Annotated in this window: 20 protein-coding genes; 14 read left to right on the top strand and 6 right to left on the bottom strand. The window is 42.9% G+C overall.

Going from position 1 to position 20,462, the window contains the following annotated elements; genetic code table 11:
* The first annotated feature begins 54 nt into the window (after positions 1-54).
* A complete protein-coding gene (locus MSP8886_RS02760; RefSeq protein ID WP_067012429.1) occupies positions 55-1,350 on the top strand; it encodes a lysine N(6)-hydroxylase/L-ornithine N(5)-oxygenase family protein in 1,296 nt (431 codons plus the stop codon).
* A 60-nt stretch (positions 1,351-1,410) separates the two neighbouring features.
* On the opposite strand, the gene MSP8886_RS02755 is transcribed toward MSP8886_RS02760, so the two are convergent.
* Positions 1,411-2,067, bottom strand: coding sequence for a nitroreductase family protein (locus MSP8886_RS02755; protein ID WP_245659012.1), 657 nt, complete (start codon positions 2,065-2,067; stop codon positions 1,411-1,413).
* 88 nt (positions 2,068-2,155) lie between these two features.
* On the opposite strand from MSP8886_RS02755, the gene MSP8886_RS02750 reads away from it, so the two are divergent.
* Positions 2,156-4,090 carry an alkaline phosphatase D family protein gene (locus MSP8886_RS02750; RefSeq protein ID WP_139063073.1) on the top strand — a complete coding sequence of 645 codons (1,935 nt, stop codon included), beginning with the start codon at positions 2,156-2,158 and terminating at the stop codon, positions 4,088-4,090.
* Between the two features lie 229 nt (positions 4,091-4,319).
* A complete protein-coding gene (locus MSP8886_RS02745) occupies positions 4,320-5,237 on the top strand; it encodes a SphA family protein (protein WP_067012423.1) in 918 nt (305 codons plus the stop codon).
* A gap of 70 nt (positions 5,238-5,307) precedes the next feature.
* Here MSP8886_RS02745 and MSP8886_RS02740 read toward each other — a convergent pair whose 3' ends face one another.
* Positions 5,308-5,853: a hypothetical protein gene (locus tag MSP8886_RS02740; RefSeq protein WP_067012421.1), complete on the bottom strand. Its 546-nt coding sequence runs from the start codon at positions 5,851-5,853 to the stop codon at positions 5,308-5,310.
* Positions 5,854-6,100: 247 nt separating this feature from the next.
* Here MSP8886_RS02740 and MSP8886_RS02735 point away from each other — a divergent pair, with 247 nt between their 5' ends.
* The 3 genes from MSP8886_RS02735 to MSP8886_RS02725 all read left to right on the top strand — a co-directional run bounded on the left by MSP8886_RS02735 (position 6,101) and on the right by MSP8886_RS02725 (position 9,653).
* A complete protein-coding gene (locus MSP8886_RS02735; RefSeq protein ID WP_067012419.1) occupies positions 6,101-7,168 on the top strand; it encodes a peptidase M42 in 1,068 nt (355 codons plus the stop codon).
* Between the two features lie 194 nt (positions 7,169-7,362).
* Positions 7,363-8,421 carry an NAD-dependent epimerase gene (locus MSP8886_RS02730; protein WP_067012417.1) on the top strand — a complete coding sequence of 353 codons (1,059 nt, stop codon included), beginning with the start codon at positions 7,363-7,365 and terminating at the stop codon, positions 8,419-8,421.
* A 50-nt stretch (positions 8,422-8,471) separates the two neighbouring features.
* Positions 8,472-9,653, top strand: coding sequence for a nucleotide sugar dehydrogenase (locus MSP8886_RS02725; RefSeq protein WP_281197654.1), 1,182 nt, complete (start codon positions 8,472-8,474; stop codon positions 9,651-9,653).
* Here the strand turns inward: MSP8886_RS02725 and MSP8886_RS02720 are convergent.
* Positions 9,650-10,147: a GNAT family N-acetyltransferase gene (locus MSP8886_RS02720; RefSeq protein WP_067012415.1), complete on the bottom strand. Its 498-nt coding sequence runs from the start codon at positions 10,145-10,147 to the stop codon at positions 9,650-9,652. The genes MSP8886_RS02725 and MSP8886_RS02720 overlap by 4 nt on opposite strands.
* Positions 10,144-11,085, bottom strand: a complete 942-nt coding sequence (locus tag MSP8886_RS02715) for a DMT family transporter (protein WP_067012413.1) — start codon at positions 11,083-11,085, stop codon at positions 10,144-10,146. The genes MSP8886_RS02720 and MSP8886_RS02715 overlap by 4 nt, the downstream gene beginning before the upstream one ends.
* 157 nt (positions 11,086-11,242) lie before the next feature.
* On the opposite strand from MSP8886_RS02715, the gene MSP8886_RS02710 reads away from it, so the two are divergent.
* Positions 11,243-11,704, top strand: a complete 462-nt coding sequence (locus MSP8886_RS02710; protein ID WP_067012411.1) for an Lrp/AsnC family transcriptional regulator — start codon at positions 11,243-11,245, stop codon at positions 11,702-11,704.
* Between the two features lie 188 nt (positions 11,705-11,892).
* Entirely contained in the window at positions 11,893-12,279 is a 387-nt protein-coding gene (locus MSP8886_RS02705) for a hypothetical protein (protein ID WP_067012409.1), read from the top strand.
* Between the two features lie 12 nt (positions 12,280-12,291).
* Here the strand turns inward: MSP8886_RS02705 and MSP8886_RS02700 are convergent, their stop codons facing one another.
* Positions 12,292-13,014 carry a helix-turn-helix domain-containing protein gene (locus MSP8886_RS02700; RefSeq protein WP_175365250.1) on the bottom strand — a complete coding sequence of 241 codons (723 nt, stop codon included), beginning with the start codon at positions 13,012-13,014 and terminating at the stop codon, positions 12,292-12,294.
* A 172-nt stretch (positions 13,015-13,186) separates the two neighbouring features.
* On the opposite strand from MSP8886_RS02700, the gene MSP8886_RS02695 reads away from it, so the two are divergent.
* From MSP8886_RS02695 to MSP8886_RS02675, 5 genes are all read left to right on the top strand, one after another.
* Positions 13,187-13,603, top strand: a complete 417-nt coding sequence (locus MSP8886_RS02695) for a GntR family transcriptional regulator (protein ID WP_067012405.1) — start codon at positions 13,187-13,189, stop codon at positions 13,601-13,603.
* Positions 13,604-13,611: 8 nt separating this feature from the next.
* Entirely contained in the window at positions 13,612-14,547 is a 936-nt protein-coding gene (locus MSP8886_RS02690) for an ABC transporter ATP-binding protein (RefSeq protein ID WP_067013000.1), read from the top strand.
* The gene (locus MSP8886_RS02685; RefSeq protein WP_067012403.1) at positions 14,544-15,494 is read left to right on the top strand and encodes a hypothetical protein; all 951 of its coding nucleotides are present in this window, start codon (positions 14,544-14,546) and stop codon (positions 15,492-15,494) included. Before MSP8886_RS02690 ends, MSP8886_RS02685 begins: the two co-directional genes overlap by 4 nt.
* Positions 15,495-15,693: 199 nt before the next feature.
* Entirely contained in the window at positions 15,694-17,685 is a 1,992-nt protein-coding gene (locus MSP8886_RS02680) for a methyl-accepting chemotaxis protein (protein ID WP_067012401.1), read from the top strand.
* 193 nt (positions 17,686-17,878) lie between these two features.
* Complete coding sequence (locus tag MSP8886_RS02675) at positions 17,879-18,415, top strand: 5' nucleotidase, NT5C type (RefSeq protein ID WP_067012399.1); 537 nt, start codon at positions 17,879-17,881, stop codon at positions 18,413-18,415.
* Between the two features lie 32 nt (positions 18,416-18,447).
* On the opposite strand, the gene MSP8886_RS02670 is transcribed toward MSP8886_RS02675, so the two are convergent.
* Positions 18,448-19,563: an acyltransferase family protein gene (locus MSP8886_RS02670; protein ID WP_175365249.1), complete on the bottom strand. Its 1,116-nt coding sequence runs from the start codon at positions 19,561-19,563 to the stop codon at positions 18,448-18,450.
* A 235-nt stretch (positions 19,564-19,798) separates the two neighbouring features.
* Between MSP8886_RS02670 and MSP8886_RS02665 the strand changes: the two genes are divergently transcribed.
* Positions 19,799-20,260, top strand: a complete 462-nt coding sequence (locus MSP8886_RS02665; RefSeq protein WP_067012397.1) for a YehS family protein — start codon at positions 19,799-19,801, stop codon at positions 20,258-20,260.
* Positions 20,261-20,462: the final 202 nt, after the last annotated feature.

Below are 20,462 nucleotides of genomic sequence, written 5' to 3'. Positions count from 1 at the left end.
CCAAAACAGTGTCTAACCACAAAGCCAATATTTAATACGAACAACGAGGTGACTATGACAAACAAAATAAGGGAATATGATGTGCTTGGCATCGGTCTAGGACCGGCTAATCTGTCCATCGCCATCGCTTTAGAAGAACAAGCGCAAGACAATCAACTCTCATACTGTTTTTTAGAACAAAAATCGCAGTTTGAGTGGCACGGGGGCATGTTGCTTGACGGCACTCGCATGCAGATCTCTTGTTTAAAAGATCTGGTAACATTACGCAATCCCATGAGTCCTTATACCTTTGTGAATTATCTCCACACCCATAATCGACTTAACTCCTTTATTAACCTCGGCAGCCAACATCCATCACGTATCGAATTCAACGATTATTTAGCTTGGGTTGCCAAACAATTTGATGCGCTCGTGCATTATGGTCAACGCGTCATCGACATTCAGCCAATAGAAGAGGAAGGGGAAATCACCAAAGTCAAAGTGATTGCGACCAATATCCATGGTGAGAAAACCGTTCGCATTGCCAGAAACCTGATTTTAGGGATGGGCGGCATGCCCAAACTACCAGAACAGTTCCAAGGGTTCGAACACGACAATGTACTGCACTCTTCTCACTATAAAACTTGGAGTGAATCCACCAAAGACCTTCCGGAACACCCTAAAATCGCCGTGGTGGGAGCAGGTCAAAGTGCCGCAGAAATTTTTGTGGATTTGTGCAACCGCTACGAAGACGGGGAAGTCCATATGATCAACCGTCGCTTTGCGCTCCACCCTGCCGATGACAGTCCTTTTGTGAATGAAATATTTGATCCAGAATTTACCGATCACATCTACTCCCGCGAGGAAGCAGAACGCAAAGACATCCTCAATCACTTTAGCGCAACTAATTACTCTGTCGTGGACATGGAAGAACTTCATGCCATATATGAAAGACTCTATTTGCAAAAAGTGACGGGGAAAGGGCAGCACAAATACCTGCGCTGTCATGACATCCAAGAAACGGGCGAAAAAGAGCAGAAAATTGCCTTACGCCTTAACGATAGAGTAAACCACCAGCAAAACTGGCAAGATTATGACGCAGTGATTTTGGCAACGGGCTACCGCTATGACGAGTTTCACCAGATGCTCAATCATATGCAACCTTTGATGACAAGCTCCCCAGTGGAACGCAGTTATCGCTTGCCGATGAAAGACCAGTGCTCTGTTAATGTGTTTCTACAAGGTTGTTGTGAATCGTCCCATGGTTTAAGCGATACCCTGTTATCGGTACTAGCGGTTCGCTCTAAAGAAATTGTGGATGCACTACTTGAGCAGAAGTCTTCTCTTCATGACGAGAAAATGAGCGCCTAATAACCTTTTGTTAGCAACAAAACGTCGCCCCGATAAAGGAGTATCAGGGCGATGTTTCGCTCATTGCCATGGTTGCAAGCCGCTTTCCTGATCCCATTCAAAGGTGTAATCGACAAAGGACTTTCGCTTGGCAAGAGACGTTCGTTTAGGGGTTCCTAATGACATCACCCCCAGAATATGGTCTTCATTACCCATCTTTAGCATGACCCTTAGAGCCTCTGTTGTTTCTTGGCTATGCCAGATGCCACCAAATCCCATGGCGTGAGCCGCTAGCAATATATGCTCACATGCCGCCCCACCCGCCAACTGTTGATCTAATACAGAGACTTTGTGTTCCATGTTGAGCACACTGTAGACGCAAATCATCATAGGAGTGTTGATAATCTCTTGAATAAATCGATTGAAGTACACTTCATCCTCGACTTGTCCATCGTACATAGCGCGTAGGACACCTTCTAGATCCTTCATCCCCTGCCCTTGAATCACCACAAAACGCCAAGGCTTAATATTACCATGGTCAGGTACGGTCATCGCCGCTTGTAAAATTTGCTCTACTTCCGCTCTATTAGGGGCAGGTTGAATAAGACTGCCCCGTGGATAAGAACGACGCGTCATCAGCGCTTGAATGGCATCCATCTCACTTTCCTTAGGTAAATTTACATGCATGGTATACGCGAAATAATGATAATACGTCTCATCCTCATTTTTATCAAACACTGACAGAAATACCTTTATATTTATAAAAACATCGTTTAGATGATTGCTATAGTGTTGGAGTATAAAAAGCGATGGAAGAAAGCATATTATGCAGACATTACCTTTGGTGTTGGCCGGCCCTATTTTACGCAAGACGAATCCACACGAAGTGACGCTCTGGTTAGCAACCAGCCAACCCGTTGACGTGACGCTTTCGCTTCAATGCGATGGACTAGACGCCTCACCTGTGCTCACAGTAAATCATCGTCAAATCAAGTCAGGCGATAAACTCTACTTTCAGCTGATTCATGCCATTCCTGAATCGGCCTTACCAATCGAAGAATGGATTGGTTATGACATCGTGTTGATCGACGCCGTTTCTAAGCAAGAGCATCCTATCCAATCTTGGGCTGCGGATCTCAGCTATCCTGGATACACGACCCCAGGATTCATTATCCAGAAAAACATCAAGCAATTATTGCACGGCTCTTGTCGTAAACCCCATTATTGTCGCCAAGGCGACTCACCAGAAGAAAGCAATACCGATGGACTCGCACTGGTCGACAGTCTATTAGAGAGAACGCCCGTAAAAGAATGGCCCGCCGTATTATTATTAACAGGGGATCAAATCTACGCTGACGATGTAGCTGGCCCCATGCTAAATGCCATTCATCAAGTGATTCAACAATTAGGGTTGGCCGACGAAGACATAGACGACACCGTATTAGAAAAGCATCAGAGCTTACATAGTTCAGCGCCCCACTACTACGAGCGGGATCGCATTCTACCTCAAAGGGAAGAAACCAAGGAGCTACATAAACAGTTCTTTGGCGGTGTCAAAAAGCCTATTTTTACCAGTAGCACGGCGCAAAACCACCTCATTACACTCAGTGAAGTACTGGCAATGTATCTACTTGTCTGGTCGCCTGCTTGTTGGGCCAATATCGACTTAACCTGCCCAAATGTCATCCAAGATAGCGCAAAGCGTATGCGTTATGAGAAGGAAAAACAGGCCATTGAGGCATTTAAACAACCGCTCAAACACGTCCGAAGAGCTTTAGCCCATTTACCTACCGCCATGATTTTTGATGATCATGATGTGACGGATGATTGGAATATGACCGCCGCATGGGAACAGAGTGCTTATGGTCACCCTTTATCAAAGCGCATTATCGGTAATGCACTCACGGCCTATTTATTATGCCAAGGATGGGGGAATGCACCAGAACAGTTCGATGATGCAATGCTCTCGCAGCTTGATCAGACCCTACAATCCGTTGGCGGCCAACAGCACGATAACTTGATTGACCAGCTACTAACATTTGAGCAATGGCATTATGAATGGCCAACTCATCCCCCGTTAATCGTGTTAGACACTCGCACCCATCGCTGGCGCTCTGAGCGTCATCCGCAGCGCCCGTCAGGGCTCATGGATTGGCAAACCCTAACCGATTTACAACAGGCGCTGATTGATCATAAAGCTGTCATTATGGTATCACCTGCCCCTATTTTTGGAGTCAAGTTAATTGAAACGGTACAAAGAATCTTTACCTTTTTAGGTAAGCCTTTGGTGGTAGACGCCGAGAACTGGATGGCACACTCCGGCTCAGCTCACACCTTAATGAACCTATTTCGACATCCAAAAACACCGCATCATTTTGTGATTCTATCAGGTGATGTCCATTACTCTTTTGTCTATGACATCGAAGTGAAAGGCCTTCAAAGCAGTCCTCATATTTGGCAAATCACCAGTAGCGGACTGCGTAATGAGTTTCCAAAACGCTTATTAGATTGGTTTGACCGACTCAATCGCTGGCTCTACGCCCCTTGGTCACCTCTTAATATATTTACCAAACGTCGAGGCATGTGGATATCGCCACGCAAACCGGATAATGCCTCTCGTGGAGAGCGCCTACTCAATCGTTCCGGAATTGGTTTAGTCACCTTAGATGAGGAAGGTAAGCCAATACAAATTCAGCAATTAACAGGCAAAAACAAAGCGATTGCCTTTAGACAAGACCCCCAAGAGCGGCGGTTTGAATAAAACAAGAATGGTTCTACCCACTTGTCCGCCCTTTTCTTTTCTAAACCCTAATGACAATCATGCTGGAGAATTAATTAACACAGTAATATGGCAAAAGTAACCTTGTTACATACATTCCAAGTTGAAAAAACAAAGCAAAAAAAGTGTAAAACTTTGCCAATATCGGATAATGGAAAAAGTTTGTTAGTAGTACTGTTTATTGACATAACTAAAACTAAGGAACGTACTAATGACACACACAAAACGTCTTATGATCGCAGCAAGCAGTATTTTGATTGCCTCTTTTGCAGCCCAAAGCCAAGCAACTGAGTTTGGGTCACCCACCACTGCTGCTGGTGTTTTCGACTTTGGGACAGGCTTTATGCCACCCGTTACGCCAATCGGAAATTTCTCCTTACGTATTGCTCCCTACTCAGCCGATTCAACACGAAACAACAGTGGCAAAAGCACCCTACCAAAGTTCTCATTGGATGTTCTGAGTATCTCATTAGCCTTCATCAAACGCACTAACTACAAAATCTTAGGTGGTGACTTCGGCTATAGTGCCGTCCTTCCCTATCTGGATATGAATCTTGATCTAACGACCCCTCCAGGTGGTAAAATCCATGGCTCACAACAAACACTAGGAGACCTGCAAGTCGCGCCTATTATCATTCAGTGGGACATCGCGCCCAACTTTGGAATAAATGCGCAACTACAAATACAGGCCCCCACAGGCGACTTTGATAAAAATGCGCCCATTAATGCCGGTATGAACCATTGGACATACTCCCCAGCCTTGGGCGTCACTTACATCACCAGCAATAAAATCGAACTCTCATCTAGCTTCCAATTAGATTTCAATACTAAAAACAAAGACACAGACTACACCAGTGGTATTGAATATCGTCATGAATTTGGCATCGGGAAAATCATGGATGCTTGGACCGTTGGTTTAGGCGGTTACTACTACAAACAGCTAACCGATGATAAAGGGCCTAATGTGCCAGCAGATGGTAACCGAGCACAAACTATTGCAGTGGGCCCAGCTATTGCTTACTTCAAACCAGGACTACCTGCCCTTTGGTTCCATGTCTATAAAGAGTATCACTCAAGAAACCGTACACAAGGCACCTCTATCGCATTACGCCTTGCACAAAGTTTCTAAGGGGGAACGCTAGAGCCCCCCCTAGAAAGTAAGCAACCTGACAGGGAAGTCATTCGCCATTATTGACGATTTACAGATCAAATTTATCGACAAGCTGATCAATCATAGAGGCGCTGATATTATCGGCGTCTATGTGCTCATCACTTTTATCCCATAAGTGCATTGCCTGCATAAGGTTAATAACAATAGCGCTGAAAAAGCCATTAATTGGGGAATAATTCGAGCGTTTTAGGGTAGCAATCAATTGCCCATGCTGATACACCTGAATAATATGCGAGACCAATGGTCGACTGAGTGCTTCACCACCGTATTTATAGCGACGGGTGTAATCAATTGTGATAACTAATGCCGCACTGTGTTTATCAGGTTTCACCGCATACACATTATGTTCTACTAAGCTCTTTTGAATAGAGTAGGCAAAATCTTTACTTAAGGTCTCTTCTGAAGAAAAGGCTTTATTACTTGCCTTCCCCCAACGCCCTTCCTTTAGATTGACATGAAGACTTTTTACGTAAAAAGACGTAACACGCTTGCTATCTGTCGGAGAAGTAAACCAACTGGCACAACCTGATAAAAACAAAACACCCAAAATCACTATCAAATGCTTCGAACGCACGATTATTATCCTTTCTAAGGAGCCAAACGAAAAACACATTAAGGAAGCCTAAAAGCATTTTTTCCTTAATTGCAGATAGCATGTAAGAACTTTGCGCGCTCTTATTCTCCTTTATTCTAACAGTGTTTTCCGCTTTTATCATGACTACTTTTGCATTGCTAAAAACCTTAAAAAGGAGGATTTCTGCTATAAAATCCATAAAAAAGCCCTATGATAATACTTCCCCCAATCCATTAGAGATGTCGTGATGCAAGACAACAACACCAAGCTGGATAACGACTTTATTGACTTACTCAAATTACTTATTCGACAGCCAAGTGTTGTCGGTGCTGAGCACTCATTCTTTCGCATCTTACAGCGAGAGCTGGAAGAGCGGGGAGCCAAAGTGACGTGGTACGAAGGGCTATTGGTTGCCCAAGGAAGTGACCCCATGAGCACCATGTTCTCTGCACATATTGACCGTCATGGTTTGGTATGCACAGGTCCAAATGAGTTTCAATACGCAGCCTTTGTCTCCGCTAATAAGACAGACTTGCTGAATAACTCCGTATCAGAAGAATTGATGAGCAAAGTGACTGAGCGATTCCATCATGAAGCGATCTATGCCTATGAACCTTGGTCTGGCGTTTACCGAGGAAAAGGTGTCATAAATCACGCTTATATATGTGAATTTCGCAACAACCTCATTTTTGAAGTAGATGGTCTTGAAGGCGTTGTCGCAGGAACCCCTATCGCTTTTAAAGATCAACTCACCATAAAAGACCAGCGCTTAGAAGGACAATTGGATAATGTCATCTCCGCCGCAGCGCTGGTCCATTTATTTGACCATGGCTTCAAAGGGACTGCCTTTTTTACCGCCCAAGAAGAAGCCGGCAAAAGTTGGCGTTATCTCCTCGAATGGTTTCGCCGCTTTGGTGGTTCGACTAACCGCTTATTTGTAGTTGATACCAGCCCTTTTCCTGATACTCAAGCGGCGAATGAACAACTCTTAGTATTGCGGGAAAAAGACGCAAACGCCTCATTTAACAAAGACAGTACTCAAGCACTGGAAGCCCTTTGCCAACAGCACCGTATAAGCTATCTCTACAAAAATCGTTATGTAGAAGCAGAAAATACAAAACGCGCCGCATTAGGACAACCACCTTCCTCACTCGGCAGTACTGAGTTAGGGCGCATTATCTCAGCATCAAATGGATTGGTGGATGGTACCACCATTCAAATCCCCACGACTGGATACCACACCATGCATGAATCCGCTTCAATTGATTCGGTAAACGCCTTTTTAAACACACTTAAAATACTCTCTAATATCTAAAAAATTTCGTCCACACAATAAGACCACCTCCATTTATCCTTCAGGAGGTGGTCTCAAAACCCCTATTTTTTCCTACTTACTTACACCCTATTTCACCCCAAATCTTTGGTAATATTTTTTTCACTATGTATCATGTAACTTGGCATTTTTTAACTTTATCGACGTGTCTGGTTAACAAAAGAAAGAGAGTTAGTGTGAAGATTTTAGTAACGGGAGCCGCAGGCTTTATTGGACATGGGTTGATTAAATCGCTTCTTTTAAGGGGGGATGAAGTCATTGGTATTGATAACCTCAATGATTATTATGATCCAGACCTCAAGCAAGCACGCTTAAAAGATATTGAGGATTTTCAAGCCACCCAAAAACTAAAAAACACGCTACATTTTATACGTATGGATGTCGCGGATAGAGACAATATAGCCGCGCTGTTTTCACAAGAACAATTCGATGTGGTCATCAACCTTGCCGCACAAGCAGGTGTTCGCTTCTCCATCGAGAACCCCCAAGTGTATATTGACTCCAATTTGGTGGGGTTTGCTAACATTCTAGAGGGGTGTCGACATAATAAGGTTAAACACCTTGTTTACGCTTCCTCAAGTTCTGTTTATGGCATGAATACCAAACAACCTTTTAGCACCGAAGACAGAGTGGATTACCCCATCAGTCTTTACGCTGCCACCAAAAAATCCAACGAATTAATGGCCCATTCCTATAGCCACCTTTATAACATCCCCACTACTGGACTACGCTTTTTCACTGTCTATGGCCCTTGGGGGCGTCCTGATATGGCTGCTTACAAGTTCGTCAAAGCCATCTTGAATGGTTCGCCTATCGACGTCTATAACCACGGTGACATGCAACGCGACTTCACCTACATCGATGACATTGTTGATGGTATCGTTCGCGTGATCGATACCATCCCACAGCCGATGGAAAACTCAGAGACCAAGGCTAAAGCACCCTATAAGCTGTTTAATATAGGTAACCACAACCCCATCACACTACGTCGTTTTATCAGCGCCATAGAGAAGGCTTGTGGAAAAAAAGCGATGGAGAATTTATTGCCTATGCAGGCTGGTGATGCCCCCATCACCTATGCCGATATTGACGAACTAACTCAAGTAACAGGTTTTATGCCAAAAACAGCCATTGAGCCTGGAATGCAGGCATTTGTTGATTGGTACCAAGACTTTTATAATTTGGGGAATACTAACGACGTGGGCTACACTAGACGAAAATGCATCAGCGTCTAACACTATACCCATCACCTATTGAACAGAATACTTAGATTAAGGGACATACCTTGAACGCAAAAAAATACCATATTGCCGTCGCTGGTACAGGCTATGTTGGCCTGTCTATTTCCATGCTATTAGCTCAACGCAACAAAGTCATTGCGGTCGATATTGTTCCCAGTCGAGTGGAAATGCTTAATAAAGGTCAATCCCCTATCAGCGACACGGAAATCGAAGATTTTCTCTCCACAAAAGCTCTCGATTTCACCGCAACAATGGATAAAAACCTGGCTTACCGTGACGCAGATTTTGTCATCATTGCCACGCCAACAGACTATGATCCCGTCACCAACTATTTCAATACCAGCTCTGTTGAAAGTGTGATTGAAGACGTGTTAGCCATTAATAAAAACGCCTCGATGATCATTAAATCGACCATCCCTGTAGGCTACATCAACAGCATCAAAGAGAAATACAATATTGATAACATTTTGTTTTCTCCTGAATTTTTACGCGAAGGTCGTGCTCTTTACGACAACTTAAACCCATCGCGTATCATTGTTGGTGAGCATTCTGAACGCGCTGAGATCTTCGCCCGCTTGCTACAAGAAGGGGCCATTAAACAAGACATTCCAACCTTATTTACGGACTCAACTGAAGCCGAAGCCGTGAAGCTTTTTTCCAACACCTATCTAGCCATGCGTGTGGCCTACTTCAACGAGTTGGATTCTTACTGTGAATCGTTTGGCCTCAATAGCAAACAGGTAATAGAGGGTGTCGGACTAGACCCACGTATTGGTAGCCATTACAACAACCCTTCCTTTGGCTACGGTGGTTACTGTCTGCCAAAAGATACCAAACAACTGTTGGCAAACTACAACGATGTACCAAACAACTTGATTCGTGCCATTGTCGACTCCAACACAACGCGTAAGGATTTCATCGCCGAATCGATTCTTAAGCGTAATCCTGAAGTGGTGGGTATCTATCGTCTGGTGATGAAAACAGGTTCCGATAACTTCCGAGCTTCCGCCATCCAAGGTGTTATGAAGCGCCTGAAAGCCAAAGGCATCGAAGTCATTTTGTATGAACCAGAACTGGAAGAAGATACCTTCTTTAATTCAGAAGTCTGCCGTGACTTTGAGGACTTCAAAGCTCGTTCCAATGTCATTATGGCAAACCGCATGACAGAGGATCTCCGTGACGTAGTCGATAAAGTCTATACACGTGATTTGTTTGGTACGGATTAAGAATTAAAATACACCATATACGTAACAGAAAAAGGCAGGTGATCGAACTGTTTGGTTTCGCCTTTTACGAAGCCAAACTGTTCATACCAATCTTGTAACTCTGAGTGCTTGCCAATCACGCCAATGCTGATCAATTCAAGCTCATCAGCTCTCGCCTGCTCGATAATGCGCTCGACAAGTTGTGCCCCGATGCCTTTGTTTTGCCGCTCAGGTAACACTGACAATCGGTTCAAGTAGGCTTTACGAACGCGATTGGTCTGAGAGGGAATGTCATACGCCACACAAGCAACTGGCTGTTGATTGTCAATGCAGACAAAATAGCGCTCACCTCGTTTAAAATCCTGCTCGACCCAACTGCCCTCGCAAAAAGAGGGATGCTTTGGGCAATTGTCTTGGTTTATTGCAAAACGTTTAGCAACAGGTCGATTCGCCTCACGAATGATATAGGCGATCACGTCGGCTTGGTCTTCGAATACTTCCTTTATCTGTCTCATAACTTCTTCTCCCTCATACTTTTCTTAGAGGCACTCAATGGCAACCTCCAATGAAACTTCACGGCACTGACTGCAATCAAAATCATGATGACCCCCAGTATTTGCGTTACACTGATATGTGTCGAAAACGCAAAATGGTCGACAAACAATGCCGTAATCGGATAAATAAACGACAGCAAAGCAATCAGGCTAGTCGGCAATTTTTGAAAGCTGTCGTACATGATGATGTACATAAACCCTGTTAGTATCGCCCCAAGAATCAATAAATCTAACCACTGACTAGTTTGCGTTGGTAAGTTGTCGAAGTCAGCAAAAGACAAGAGCATGAGAATACCAACGATCACCTGTACCAATGCCACAAAAGCGGAAGGCACTTGACTGACTTTTTTTGTAATGAGTGTCGTCGCGGTATAAAGCAATGCAGCACCCAAGGCGAGTAATAAACCGAATAACGCAGAAGAATCGGTTCGATTTAAGTCGCCGATAAAAAGCTCCTGTAACTCATGAGGATTAAGCTCTACGATTAACACTAAGCCGACAAATGCTAAGGCTAGCCAAACAAGTAGGGAGATTGACGGCTTTTCTCGGGTGATTAATGTGCTCACTAACACCAAAAACAAAGGTTGCATATGGTAGGCAACGGTCGCAATAGAAAACGGAATATAATTGAACGAAGCAAATAGCAATACCCAGTTTCCTACTAAGGTAATACCGCCTAACACAATCAATAACAGTGCCCTGGGCTGGAAAAACTCGGCACGAATCAAGCCTGAAAAATAGGCATATCCGCCTAAAACCATTGCACCAATCGCACAACGAAAAAACACCACATTCCAAAATACCTGTCCCGAACTAATCACAAAATAACCAATGGTGCCAGACAGTATCATGGCAAAAGTCAGCTCTAAACTGCTTATCGTATGATGTGAATGTTTCATAATAGACCTCGGTTATTGCCCCTCACGGTAGAACACTGAATGCATTCTCTTTTTAAGGAAACTGGTTTATGGTGAATAGAATAAAATGAAGAACGCCACCTTGGCAGACTTATAAAAAGATAAATAAACAAAATAGCCGTACTTATCAGAGGGAAAAATGCGAAATAACCTTAAAAAAGAAAAAAGCATCTTGGATGGTATTGATAGCAAACTGATTGAACAACTTTATACGAATGCGAGAACCCCGGTCACAGAACTGGCACGGGCAGTGGGTATGACCGCGCCAAGTGTCAACGAACGATTAAAACGACTGGAAGAAAGTGGTGTCATCTCTGGCTATCGAGTGGAAGTGAACCCTGTGGTTTTAGGCTATAGCCTAATGGCAATTGTACGAATGCGCCAACTTCCAGGCAAACTCAAAGCTCTAGAAGCCCTGATCCAATCGATTCCTGAATTTGTTGAATGCGACAAGGTAACTGGGGATGATTGTTATATCGCTCGTCTGTATTTAAAAGACATTAGTCAATTAGATCCCATTCTTGACCAAGTCTCTGAGTTAGCCGATACCAATACAGCCATTGTGAAATCAACACCAGTCAAACGACGACTACTCATTTAACGACCTCTATTAGTATGGCCAATAACGAGATGGTGAGCGTTTTGTTTTTCGTCCATCCGTTTTGTGCATTGGCGATAGCAAATCATCCATCTCAACTTGGCGAGCAAAGTGTATCGTTTGGCGAGAAGTCAGCAATCAGACTTGCTTCCTTATCGTAGACTAGCATTTTTCATGATGAGGACAAAACCATGCAACTAACCAAACGACTAGAACAAATACTTACGGACGTTTTAACCTCCACCATAATCAATAAGACTCAGCTTGCTGAGTATTTCACCTTAGACTATCAACAATGGGTTGATAATAAGACGCTAAACTTCAGCGACTTTGTAAAACATATTCAGTCATTAAAAGCGCATTTACATCATTGTGAGGTGAGCTTCGACCAGATGATTAGCGAAGACAATAAAGTCCATTCTAGCCATACGGTCACCGCTCAAACCAAAGCTGGAGAAAATATTAAGATGAAAGTAGTTGGCCTATTTATCTTTGCTGAGAATAAATTGCAACGCACAGAAGAACTGACCTGTCTATTATCAGGACCAAACCATGAGAAAAACATAGGTTCTCGATAAGACAACCAAGCTTTAACAAGGCTTCATTGATTTTTGGTAGTTTAGAAACGCCCTAGAAAAAGCCGATAAGCTCTTATAGCCCAAATCAAAAGCGATGTTAGTAACACTTTCGCCCTGTTCATACGCTTGTTGTGCTTTTTGCATGACAAGCTGATAGCGAAATGCTTGGTAAGTAGTATTCAACTGCTCGGCAAACAGTCGATTAAGTGTGCGTTCTGATGCTCCACTTTGCTGACTCACCGACGCTAATGATGTCTTGATGCTCACACTATGAGAGAGGGATTCGATGACGTTTAATAGTCGCGGATCCACACAACCAGACGATAGGCGATACCCTTGCAAGGGGGTAAAACGGGCAAGCTGATCCAGTAAAATAGCATCATAGTGTTGCCATAATGCTTGCGTTAGATGTGGTTGATTGTGCCGCAAGTACGCCATCAATTGAGTCCATAATGTATGGCTGGCCAATAAACCAATCGATTGGATAGGAGGAGTAGCAACATCCTCGCCTGAAAAAATCAAACTAAGACAACTGCTTTTGAGTGCAATAAATTCATGGGAGACATAAGCAGGAATATACACCAGTTGCCCAGTTAACAGTAAAAATCCACCGTCTTCTGTGGAAATTATCCCTGAACCTTCATGCACGTAGACCCACTGGTACACACTGTGTTCATGAGATTGCGTTGTTTGCCGTGACTCATAATACTGGATAACGTGATTGAGCCTCTTCATGATGATTCCGCACTGTTCTAAACCGTTAGTATGACAATAGGCCTTAAGGAGTGGCAAGCCAATAAGAACCACTCGCCTATTAGTATTGTCAAAATCTAATATGGTGTTATAGTTATATATAACACCATATTTAACTGGTTGATTAAAGCAAACCATACAGAAGAGAGCCCCTATGCAAGAGCAATGGAACGACGAACAACCCATTTATCGCCAAGTGCGTGATCGCATGGTGAGCTTGATACTTGCAGGAGAGTTGCGAGAAGGCGAAGCGCTACCCTCTGTTCGGGCGGTTTCCACCAGCTATCAAATCAACCATTTAACGGTATCAAAAGCCTATCAGTCACTGGTTGAAGAAAAGCTCGTCGAAAAACGACGCGGTATGGGGATGTTTATTCTTGGTGGCGCCCGTGCGCGAATTTTACACGCAGAAAGAGCACTCTTCTTTCAGTCAGAAATCCCCAAATTAAAACAACGCTTAACTCTATTGGATATTAGCACCAACGAATTAATTGAGCAGTTATCACTGGAAACACCTCCCTTAAACGACATCACGGTAGATCAACTTCGTCTACAAAAAGACAGCGAATAGGTATGATTATGAATACAACAACAAACCATGCCGCGATCATCAAGGCACAAGGTTTACACAAACAATATGGTGACTTCAAAGCCTTAAACGATGTGAGCTTTCGCATCTTTCCTGGGCGAATTGTCGGTTTAATTGGTCCCAATGGGGCTGGCAAGACCAGCCTGTTAAAAGGCATTTTAGGATTGAGCACACTAGACGGTGAGCTAAGTGTCCTAGGCCTTAAACCAATGAAAGAGCGCACCAAATTATTGGAGCAGGTGAGCTTTATCGCTGACACTGCCATTTTACCTTCATGGCTTAAAGTGCACCAAGCAATCGACTATGTGGCGGGAGTGCATCCAAAGTTCAATCGAGAAAAAGCCCAAGCATTTCTGGCAAAAACCACAATCAACCCTAAAAGTCGCATTAAAGCTTTATCCAAAGGCATGGTTACCCAGCTGCACTTGGCTCTCGTTATGGCCATCGATAGCAAACTATTGGTATTAGACGAACCCACATTAGGGCTCGATATTATGTATCGAAAACAATTCTACTCCAGTCTTTTAGAAGACTATTTTGATGAACAAAAGACTATTTTAATCACCACCCATCAAGTAGAAGAGATCGAGAATCTGTTAACGGATGTGCTGTTTATTGATCGAGGACACCTAGTACTCGACAGCTCAATGGACGACATTAGCCAGCGATTCAGCCAACTCTCCGTTTCGACAGAAGGCCGACAAAAGGTATTGGAGGCAGGTTTACGCCCGATTTACGAAGAAGCTCGCCTTGGCGGGGCTAGTTTATTATTTGAAGGCGTTGACCCTGAAACACTCGCCGCTTTTGGTAAAATCCACACGCCGTCTATTGCCGACCTGTTCGTGGCAAAAGTCAGCACAGCCAACGAAGGACGTCCCCAAGAGAATCAGGCCCCCAATATACAATGGAAGGAGACAGGACAGTGAACCGCTTTCTAATACAAATTAAACGTGAGTTGTGGGAACATAAAGGTGCACTAATCACAACGCCTATAGTAGCTCTGACTATTTTTGTTGTGCTGACCATTCTTGCTGGGGTGGCTGGACGAGGCGTAGTACAGGATAGTCAGTTTATCTTACAGCATGATGGCATGATGTCGTTTTACTCATATTCTTCAGATGGCCAGCAACAATCCTTTGTCTACCACAAAGGTATAAACGGTCTTACGACCATTCCTGACACGACAGCACAAAACTCACCTATGTCGCTTTTGCCTGCCCTACCTTATATCGCATTTGATCATCTGGCTTGGCTGATTGCGCTAATTTATCTGCTGTCTTGTCTATTTACCGATCGCAAAGATAAAAGTATTTTGTTTTGGAAGTCGATGCCTGTCAGCGAATGGCAGAATGTCCTCACCAAAACCTTTATGGCAGCCCTTGTCATTCCAGCCATTGCCTGGATCGCCGCATCGGCTTACAACCTGTTTTACCTGCTCTTCATGACAATTTGGTCACTCTTTAGCAGTGTACACCATCCCGATTTACTCTTTCAGCCTCAAGCAGTACTCACTACAGCCTGGTCATTTTTAGGCAGCTATCTTGCCACCTCTATATGGATGTTGCCTTTTATCAGTTGGATTTTATTGGTCTCCGCGTGCGCCAAGAAAACGCCCTTTTTATACCTTGTCCTACCCTTATTAGCATTAGTTCTTATTGAGTATACCGTCTTGGGAAGTCACCATATTTCTCAAATTATCGGCTCCTATATAAATGTAAGTGACCCAAGGGCTGAGCAAAATATGCTAAATATGTCAGGCTGGTATCATGTTTGGAATGTGTTATCCAGTGTGCAATTCTGGCTTGGATTGGCCGCTACCGCTGGGCTACTTTACACAACCGTGTGGCTACGGGAAAATCGCTTTGAAAATTAGGGAAGCACACCAACGAAAACCAAATTAACGACCCAAGACCTCATTTTTCCAAACATCCTGAAGCCCATCCTATAACCATAGGATGGGCTTCAGGATGTTTTTTTGATTTCTCTACTCCCTATTAATTCAAACATTGCCGATGGAAAAATATTCAACCTTTACTAAACTTATTTTTAGGATCACAGGGAGTAATAACAAGGTGTTTACATTTTCTAAACTAAAGCTATCCCACGCCATTACCTTTATCGGCATCGCCCCTTCTTTGTTTGCCGTTCTCGTTGTTGCTATTTTAGTAATAGACCTGAACAAACAAGTTGATGAAGGACGAACCGCCGAAGACATGGTCAAACTTTCCACCTTATTAGATAACGTGGCCCATAATTTCGCAGTGGAACGGGGCTTAAGCGCAGGCTTTTTAGGCAGCCAAGGCAAAAAAGGCAAAGATGCTTTAATGGCTCAGCGCCTAAAAGCGGACCAAGCTGAAGCCGCCTTGAGAGATGTTCAGCCAGACGCCTTCCAAGAATTAAGCAACGCTCAGCTGAATAGCTATCGAGATCATGTACTCAACGTCCTAACGGATAAAAACACCATTCGTCAAAAGGTTGATACCTTATCACCTGACAATAACGCGTTTAATTTTTATTCTAAAGTCAATCAGAGCGCATTAGATGCGATTCAATATGCCATTTTAAACATTAATAATAGAGATATCGCCAAGACGCTAGAGGCACGCTTGAACCTGTTATGGATGAAAGAACGAGTAGGCCAATATCGCGGGGCATTAAATGGTGTATTTGCTGCTAAAACTACCACCCCCAAGCGACAATCACAAATTGCTGCTTTCATTAACAATGAAACGCTCCAATTAGAGCACTTCAAAGCCATGGCATCCGAGAAACAATTAGCCATGCTAAAGACGGCCGCCGAGAACGATGCATGGAAAAAAGTGGATCAAATCACTAGCAACTTTCTCAAACAGAAAGATGTCGCTGTTGTTAATGGCCCCAGCAATTGGTTTAACCTAGCCACCACGAAAATTGGCTTAATAAAAGCCGTCGCCGATAAAATCAGTACACAAATCTATGCTCTGAGCAACTCACTTACCACGCAGAGTATTTACTATCGAAATGCGCTGATTATTGTTTTTTCCCTATTGATTCTGCCGATTCTTTGGCTGTCTTATACTCTCACACGCTCTCTAACCAAACGCGTCCAACAAATTAGCCAAGTTCTATCCAACATTTCGACTAAACGTAACTTACTTGGCCGTATAGAACATAATTCAAATGATGAATTAGGAGATATCATCCAGCACTTGAATACCCATTTAGAACATTTAAAAGAGTCATTTGACGCCATGATGGGCATGGCAACCGAATCCAAAAACAGTATGGATGAGCTAAGCCATTTATCTCACAACGCCCTGCAGGAAACGCAAGATCAATTCAACCAAACCGATCTAATGGCATCAGCAGTGAACCAAATGTCGCAAACCAGTGGCACGATCTCTCAAGACATGCAATCCGCCGCTGACGATACAGAAACTATTAGAAAGCAAAGCATGCAAGGATCACAACGCATTCAGACTATCCTTGATTCCATTGAGAGCTTATCTTCTAAGGTGGGGAGTGGCTATCAATCGGTACAGTCTGTCACCTCTCATACCGAACAAATTAGCAGCATTTTACAAACCATCGAAGCCATCGCAGAACAGACCAATTTATTAGCCTTAAACGCCGCCATCGAAGCCGCCAGAGCAGGAGAGCAAGGCCGAGGATTTGCTGTTGTTGCAGATGAGGTGAGAACCTTAGCTCAACGTACTCAAGGCTCCACAGAAGAGATACGTACCATGATAAAAGCGCTCGTCGAATCAGGAAAAGAAGCACTACAATCAATGGAACAATGTACAGAGATGGCGACAGGCACATCAACTGTGGTCAGGGATAATATCGATATGATGCAAGAGCTGTTTGATTCTGTTGAAAACATCACACAAACCATCGAACGAGTCGCAACAGCCTCTGAAGAACAATCTCAAGTATCCGAGGAAATCAATAAAAATATTCAAAGCCTTAATGAGCGCTCACACAACATTCTGAATATAGTCACCAATACAGACCAAGAAGCAAGCCAAGCAAAACAACGTTTTGACAATGTGCTTAACGAAATAAGCTCTTATACCATTAAATAAGGTCTATCGGGGAAAGACAGCCTCCTATCTCTTAGCAGGCTGTTCGCCCTAAGCCCCTAACTTAGTATTCTTCCCATGCACACTGAAAGCAAACAACTAAATTAACCAATGGCGTTATTATCTATGTCACAATATAAGCTTAAAATTTATCCATAAAAGCCATCATTTGAGACAAAAATACCAGCGAGAGGAAATGATGAGAAAACGTATAGCGATTGATATGGACGAAACGGTCTGTGACAGTTTAGGGCGTCATATAGAATGGTACAATAAACAGTTTAGTACTCAACTCACCAAAGAAGATACCGCAGGCACACGCATTTACCATGTGGTTCCAGAAGAGCACATGGCGGCAGTAAAATCCTACCCTCATCACCCTGATTTTTTTCGTGACTTAATGGTCTTTGATGATGCCATTGAGTCCATCAAAACACTCTCCGAGCAATATGATATCTTCTTTGTCACTGCCGCAATGGAATACCCAACGTCTTTTCAAGCTAAGTATGAATGGCTAAAAAAACATTTTCCTTTTATTCATGAACTCAATTATGTTTTTTGTGGAGACAAAAGCATTATTAACGCAGATTACCTTATCGATGATACGCCTAAACACTTAGCAACTTTTGATGGAAAAGGTCTTTTATTTCATGCCTTCCATAATATGTATGCAACAGACTTCCAACGCGTCTATAGCTGGAAAGAAGTATTAGAAACGCTACGTTTAGATTAAAACTCCCTTGCTATTAGCAAGGGAGTTTACACTTAGGCACCAATCAGTAAACGGCTCTTGGAACCAAAGAGTCGCTTCAAGTGGCGAACCAACCACACAGTGCCATAAAACTGAAAGGCAAACAGCACCACAGATGACACTAAGCTATACCATAGGGTCGTGTTTGGCTGAATATAGCCAAAATGCAAAAGGAAATATTTTGTGTTTCCCCACATCATTCCTAGTAGCGGATGTAAAAAGAAAATAGCAAAGCTGATTCCAGCAATCATAGTTAAATGCTTTCCTAAGCGTTCGCTTACCCAATGCCGACAAAATCCAACAAGCAAGATACATAGACCTACTTTTTGAATAAACTGCAAGTCTATTCCCTTCCACTGAAAAGCGTTTTTATGATAATCGCCTACGTGAAAAAATACACTTGACTGCAGCCATATGCTCAATAAGACAGTTACTAAAGCAGCGATAAGAAAATAGCGGTAGTTCTGCTTCATCCATTCTAGATATTGAGAATACAACATGCCTATCAAATAAAAAGGCGTAAAATATATCACCGACTGTAATACGTTCTCATTCGCTTCTGGTCGCTGAATAACCAGAGCAACTAATGAAAAAGCTATCAAAATCGATAATTGAGAAAACAACGACAGTTTCAAATAACGAAAATGCAGCCCAGAACACAAGAAGGTTGCCATGATGAATGGAATATACCAGTGAGGAAACAAGACATAACCACGCTCCAACACCTGACCGCAAAGTGCTAGCGCTTTACTAAAAGAAGCACCATCAATCCACATGAAACCAAAAAAATTCACCACAATGGCAAATGCTGATACGGCCAAAAATGGCACCAGTACGTTGCGGCACTTCTTACCCATAAATTTCTGAAAGTTGAAACTCTGAGAAAAAACGTGGTGGAAGAAAAAGCCAGAAATGAATACAAAGACCCCAGTTCCACCGCGTAGTATGTTTTCCAACCAAACAGGAAAACCATGATTACTATTAGTAATAGAGTGGCCTAACACAATCAAAATGATCGCTATTCCACGTAAATAATCAAACTCCGTTACTCGGGCGACTTTACTAACCTTGGAAGGACTGTTATTTTCAATGCCTGCCCCCATGGGCATTGAATGCTCGAATGTTTTCACAATAAAACCTCCACACATAAGAGATTCTTGTATTAAGTCTTTAGTCAGATATAGAATCAACAACTATTTTACAATAACTGAATATTTTACTTTCACCATGCAATGCCTCCGTGATGTTTGCAAATTATTAAGATTTTTAATAAAAAACATCAGGTTGTATGACAAAACCTGCTAAAATCAGCCTCTCTTATCTACCTGCAACCATATCTCGCTTACCTAACACTAGGACTCTATTTTGACAAACAATGATATTTTACGCCGCCTCCGTTATACCTTTGCTCTTAAAGATGCGTATGTGAAAGAGGTATTTTCCGCAGCGGATAGCACCGTTACACGTGATCAAATTATTGCTTGGATGACAAAAGAAGGAGAGGAAGGTTACACGCCCATGGCCGATCAAGAGCTGGCTACCTTTTTAAATGGCTTTATCAATGTAAAGCGTGGAAAACGCGAAGGAGAGCAACCCATTCCAGAGAAGCATTTAAACAATAATGCCATTTTTATGAAGCTACGCATTGCCCTTAACTTAAAAGCAGAAGACATTTTAGACATCATGCAATTAGCCGAATTCAACATGAGCAAGCACGAGCTAAGCGCTTTTTTCCGCAAGCCAGACAACAAACACTACCGTGAATGTAAAGACCAAATCCTGCGTAATTTTATCCTAGGACTGCAACGAAAGTTTCGTCCAGAGTAGTCATTCTTTCATAACATATACAAATGATAATTTTAAATACTTGCTTGGATAAACCAAAAAAGACTGTTATAAAAACAGTCTTTAAAAAGCAGAATTATAAATACGTTTTTATCGTAAGCTGCAAGATATATCAGGCAGGCGTAAACATAAGTATATGAAATCGCCTTATATGGAAAACCGCCAAAATTCTGTATATACTCTG

The sequence above is a fragment of the Marinomonas spartinae genome, assembly GCF_900089775.1.
In the GTDB taxonomy this organism is placed as follows: Bacteria; Pseudomonadota; Gammaproteobacteria; order Pseudomonadales; family Marinomonadaceae; genus Marinomonas; species Marinomonas spartinae.
This window is presented reverse-complemented; position numbering and strand designations above follow the sequence as displayed.

Excerpts from the sequence above, each read along its gene's own strand:
- MSP8886_RS02760 (WP_067012429.1), top strand. The coding sequence starts at position 55 with ATGACAAACAAAATAAGGGAATATGATGTGCTTGGCATCGGTCTAGGA.
- MSP8886_RS02750 (WP_139063073.1), top strand. The coding sequence starts at position 2,156 with ATGCAGACATTACCTTTGGTGTTGGCCGGCCCTATTTTACGCAAGACG.
- MSP8886_RS02745 (WP_067012423.1), top strand. The coding sequence starts at position 4,320 with ATGACACACACAAAACGTCTTATGATCGCAGCAAGCAGTATTTTGATT.
- MSP8886_RS02735 (WP_067012419.1), top strand. The coding sequence starts at position 6,101 with ATGCAAGACAACAACACCAAGCTGGATAACGACTTTATTGACTTACTC.
- MSP8886_RS02720 (WP_067012415.1), bottom strand. The coding sequence starts at position 10,147 with ATGAGACAGATAAAGGAAGTATTCGAAGACCAAGCCGACGTGATCGCC.
- MSP8886_RS02715 (WP_067012413.1), bottom strand. The coding sequence starts at position 11,085 with ATGAAACATTCACATCATACGATAAGCAGTTTAGAGCTGACTTTTGCC.
- MSP8886_RS02710 (WP_067012411.1), top strand. The coding sequence starts at position 11,243 with ATGCGAAATAACCTTAAAAAAGAAAAAAGCATCTTGGATGGTATTGAT.
- MSP8886_RS02705 (WP_067012409.1), top strand. The coding sequence starts at position 11,893 with ATGCAACTAACCAAACGACTAGAACAAATACTTACGGACGTTTTAACC.
- MSP8886_RS02700 (WP_175365250.1), bottom strand. The coding sequence starts at position 13,014 with ATGAAGAGGCTCAATCACGTTATCCAGTATTATGAGTCACGGCAAACA.
- MSP8886_RS02695 (WP_067012405.1), top strand. The coding sequence starts at position 13,187 with ATGCAAGAGCAATGGAACGACGAACAACCCATTTATCGCCAAGTGCGT.
- MSP8886_RS02690 (WP_067013000.1), top strand. The coding sequence starts at position 13,612 with ATGAATACAACAACAAACCATGCCGCGATCATCAAGGCACAAGGTTTA.
- MSP8886_RS02675 (WP_067012399.1), top strand. The coding sequence starts at position 17,879 with ATGATGAGAAAACGTATAGCGATTGATATGGACGAAACGGTCTGTGAC.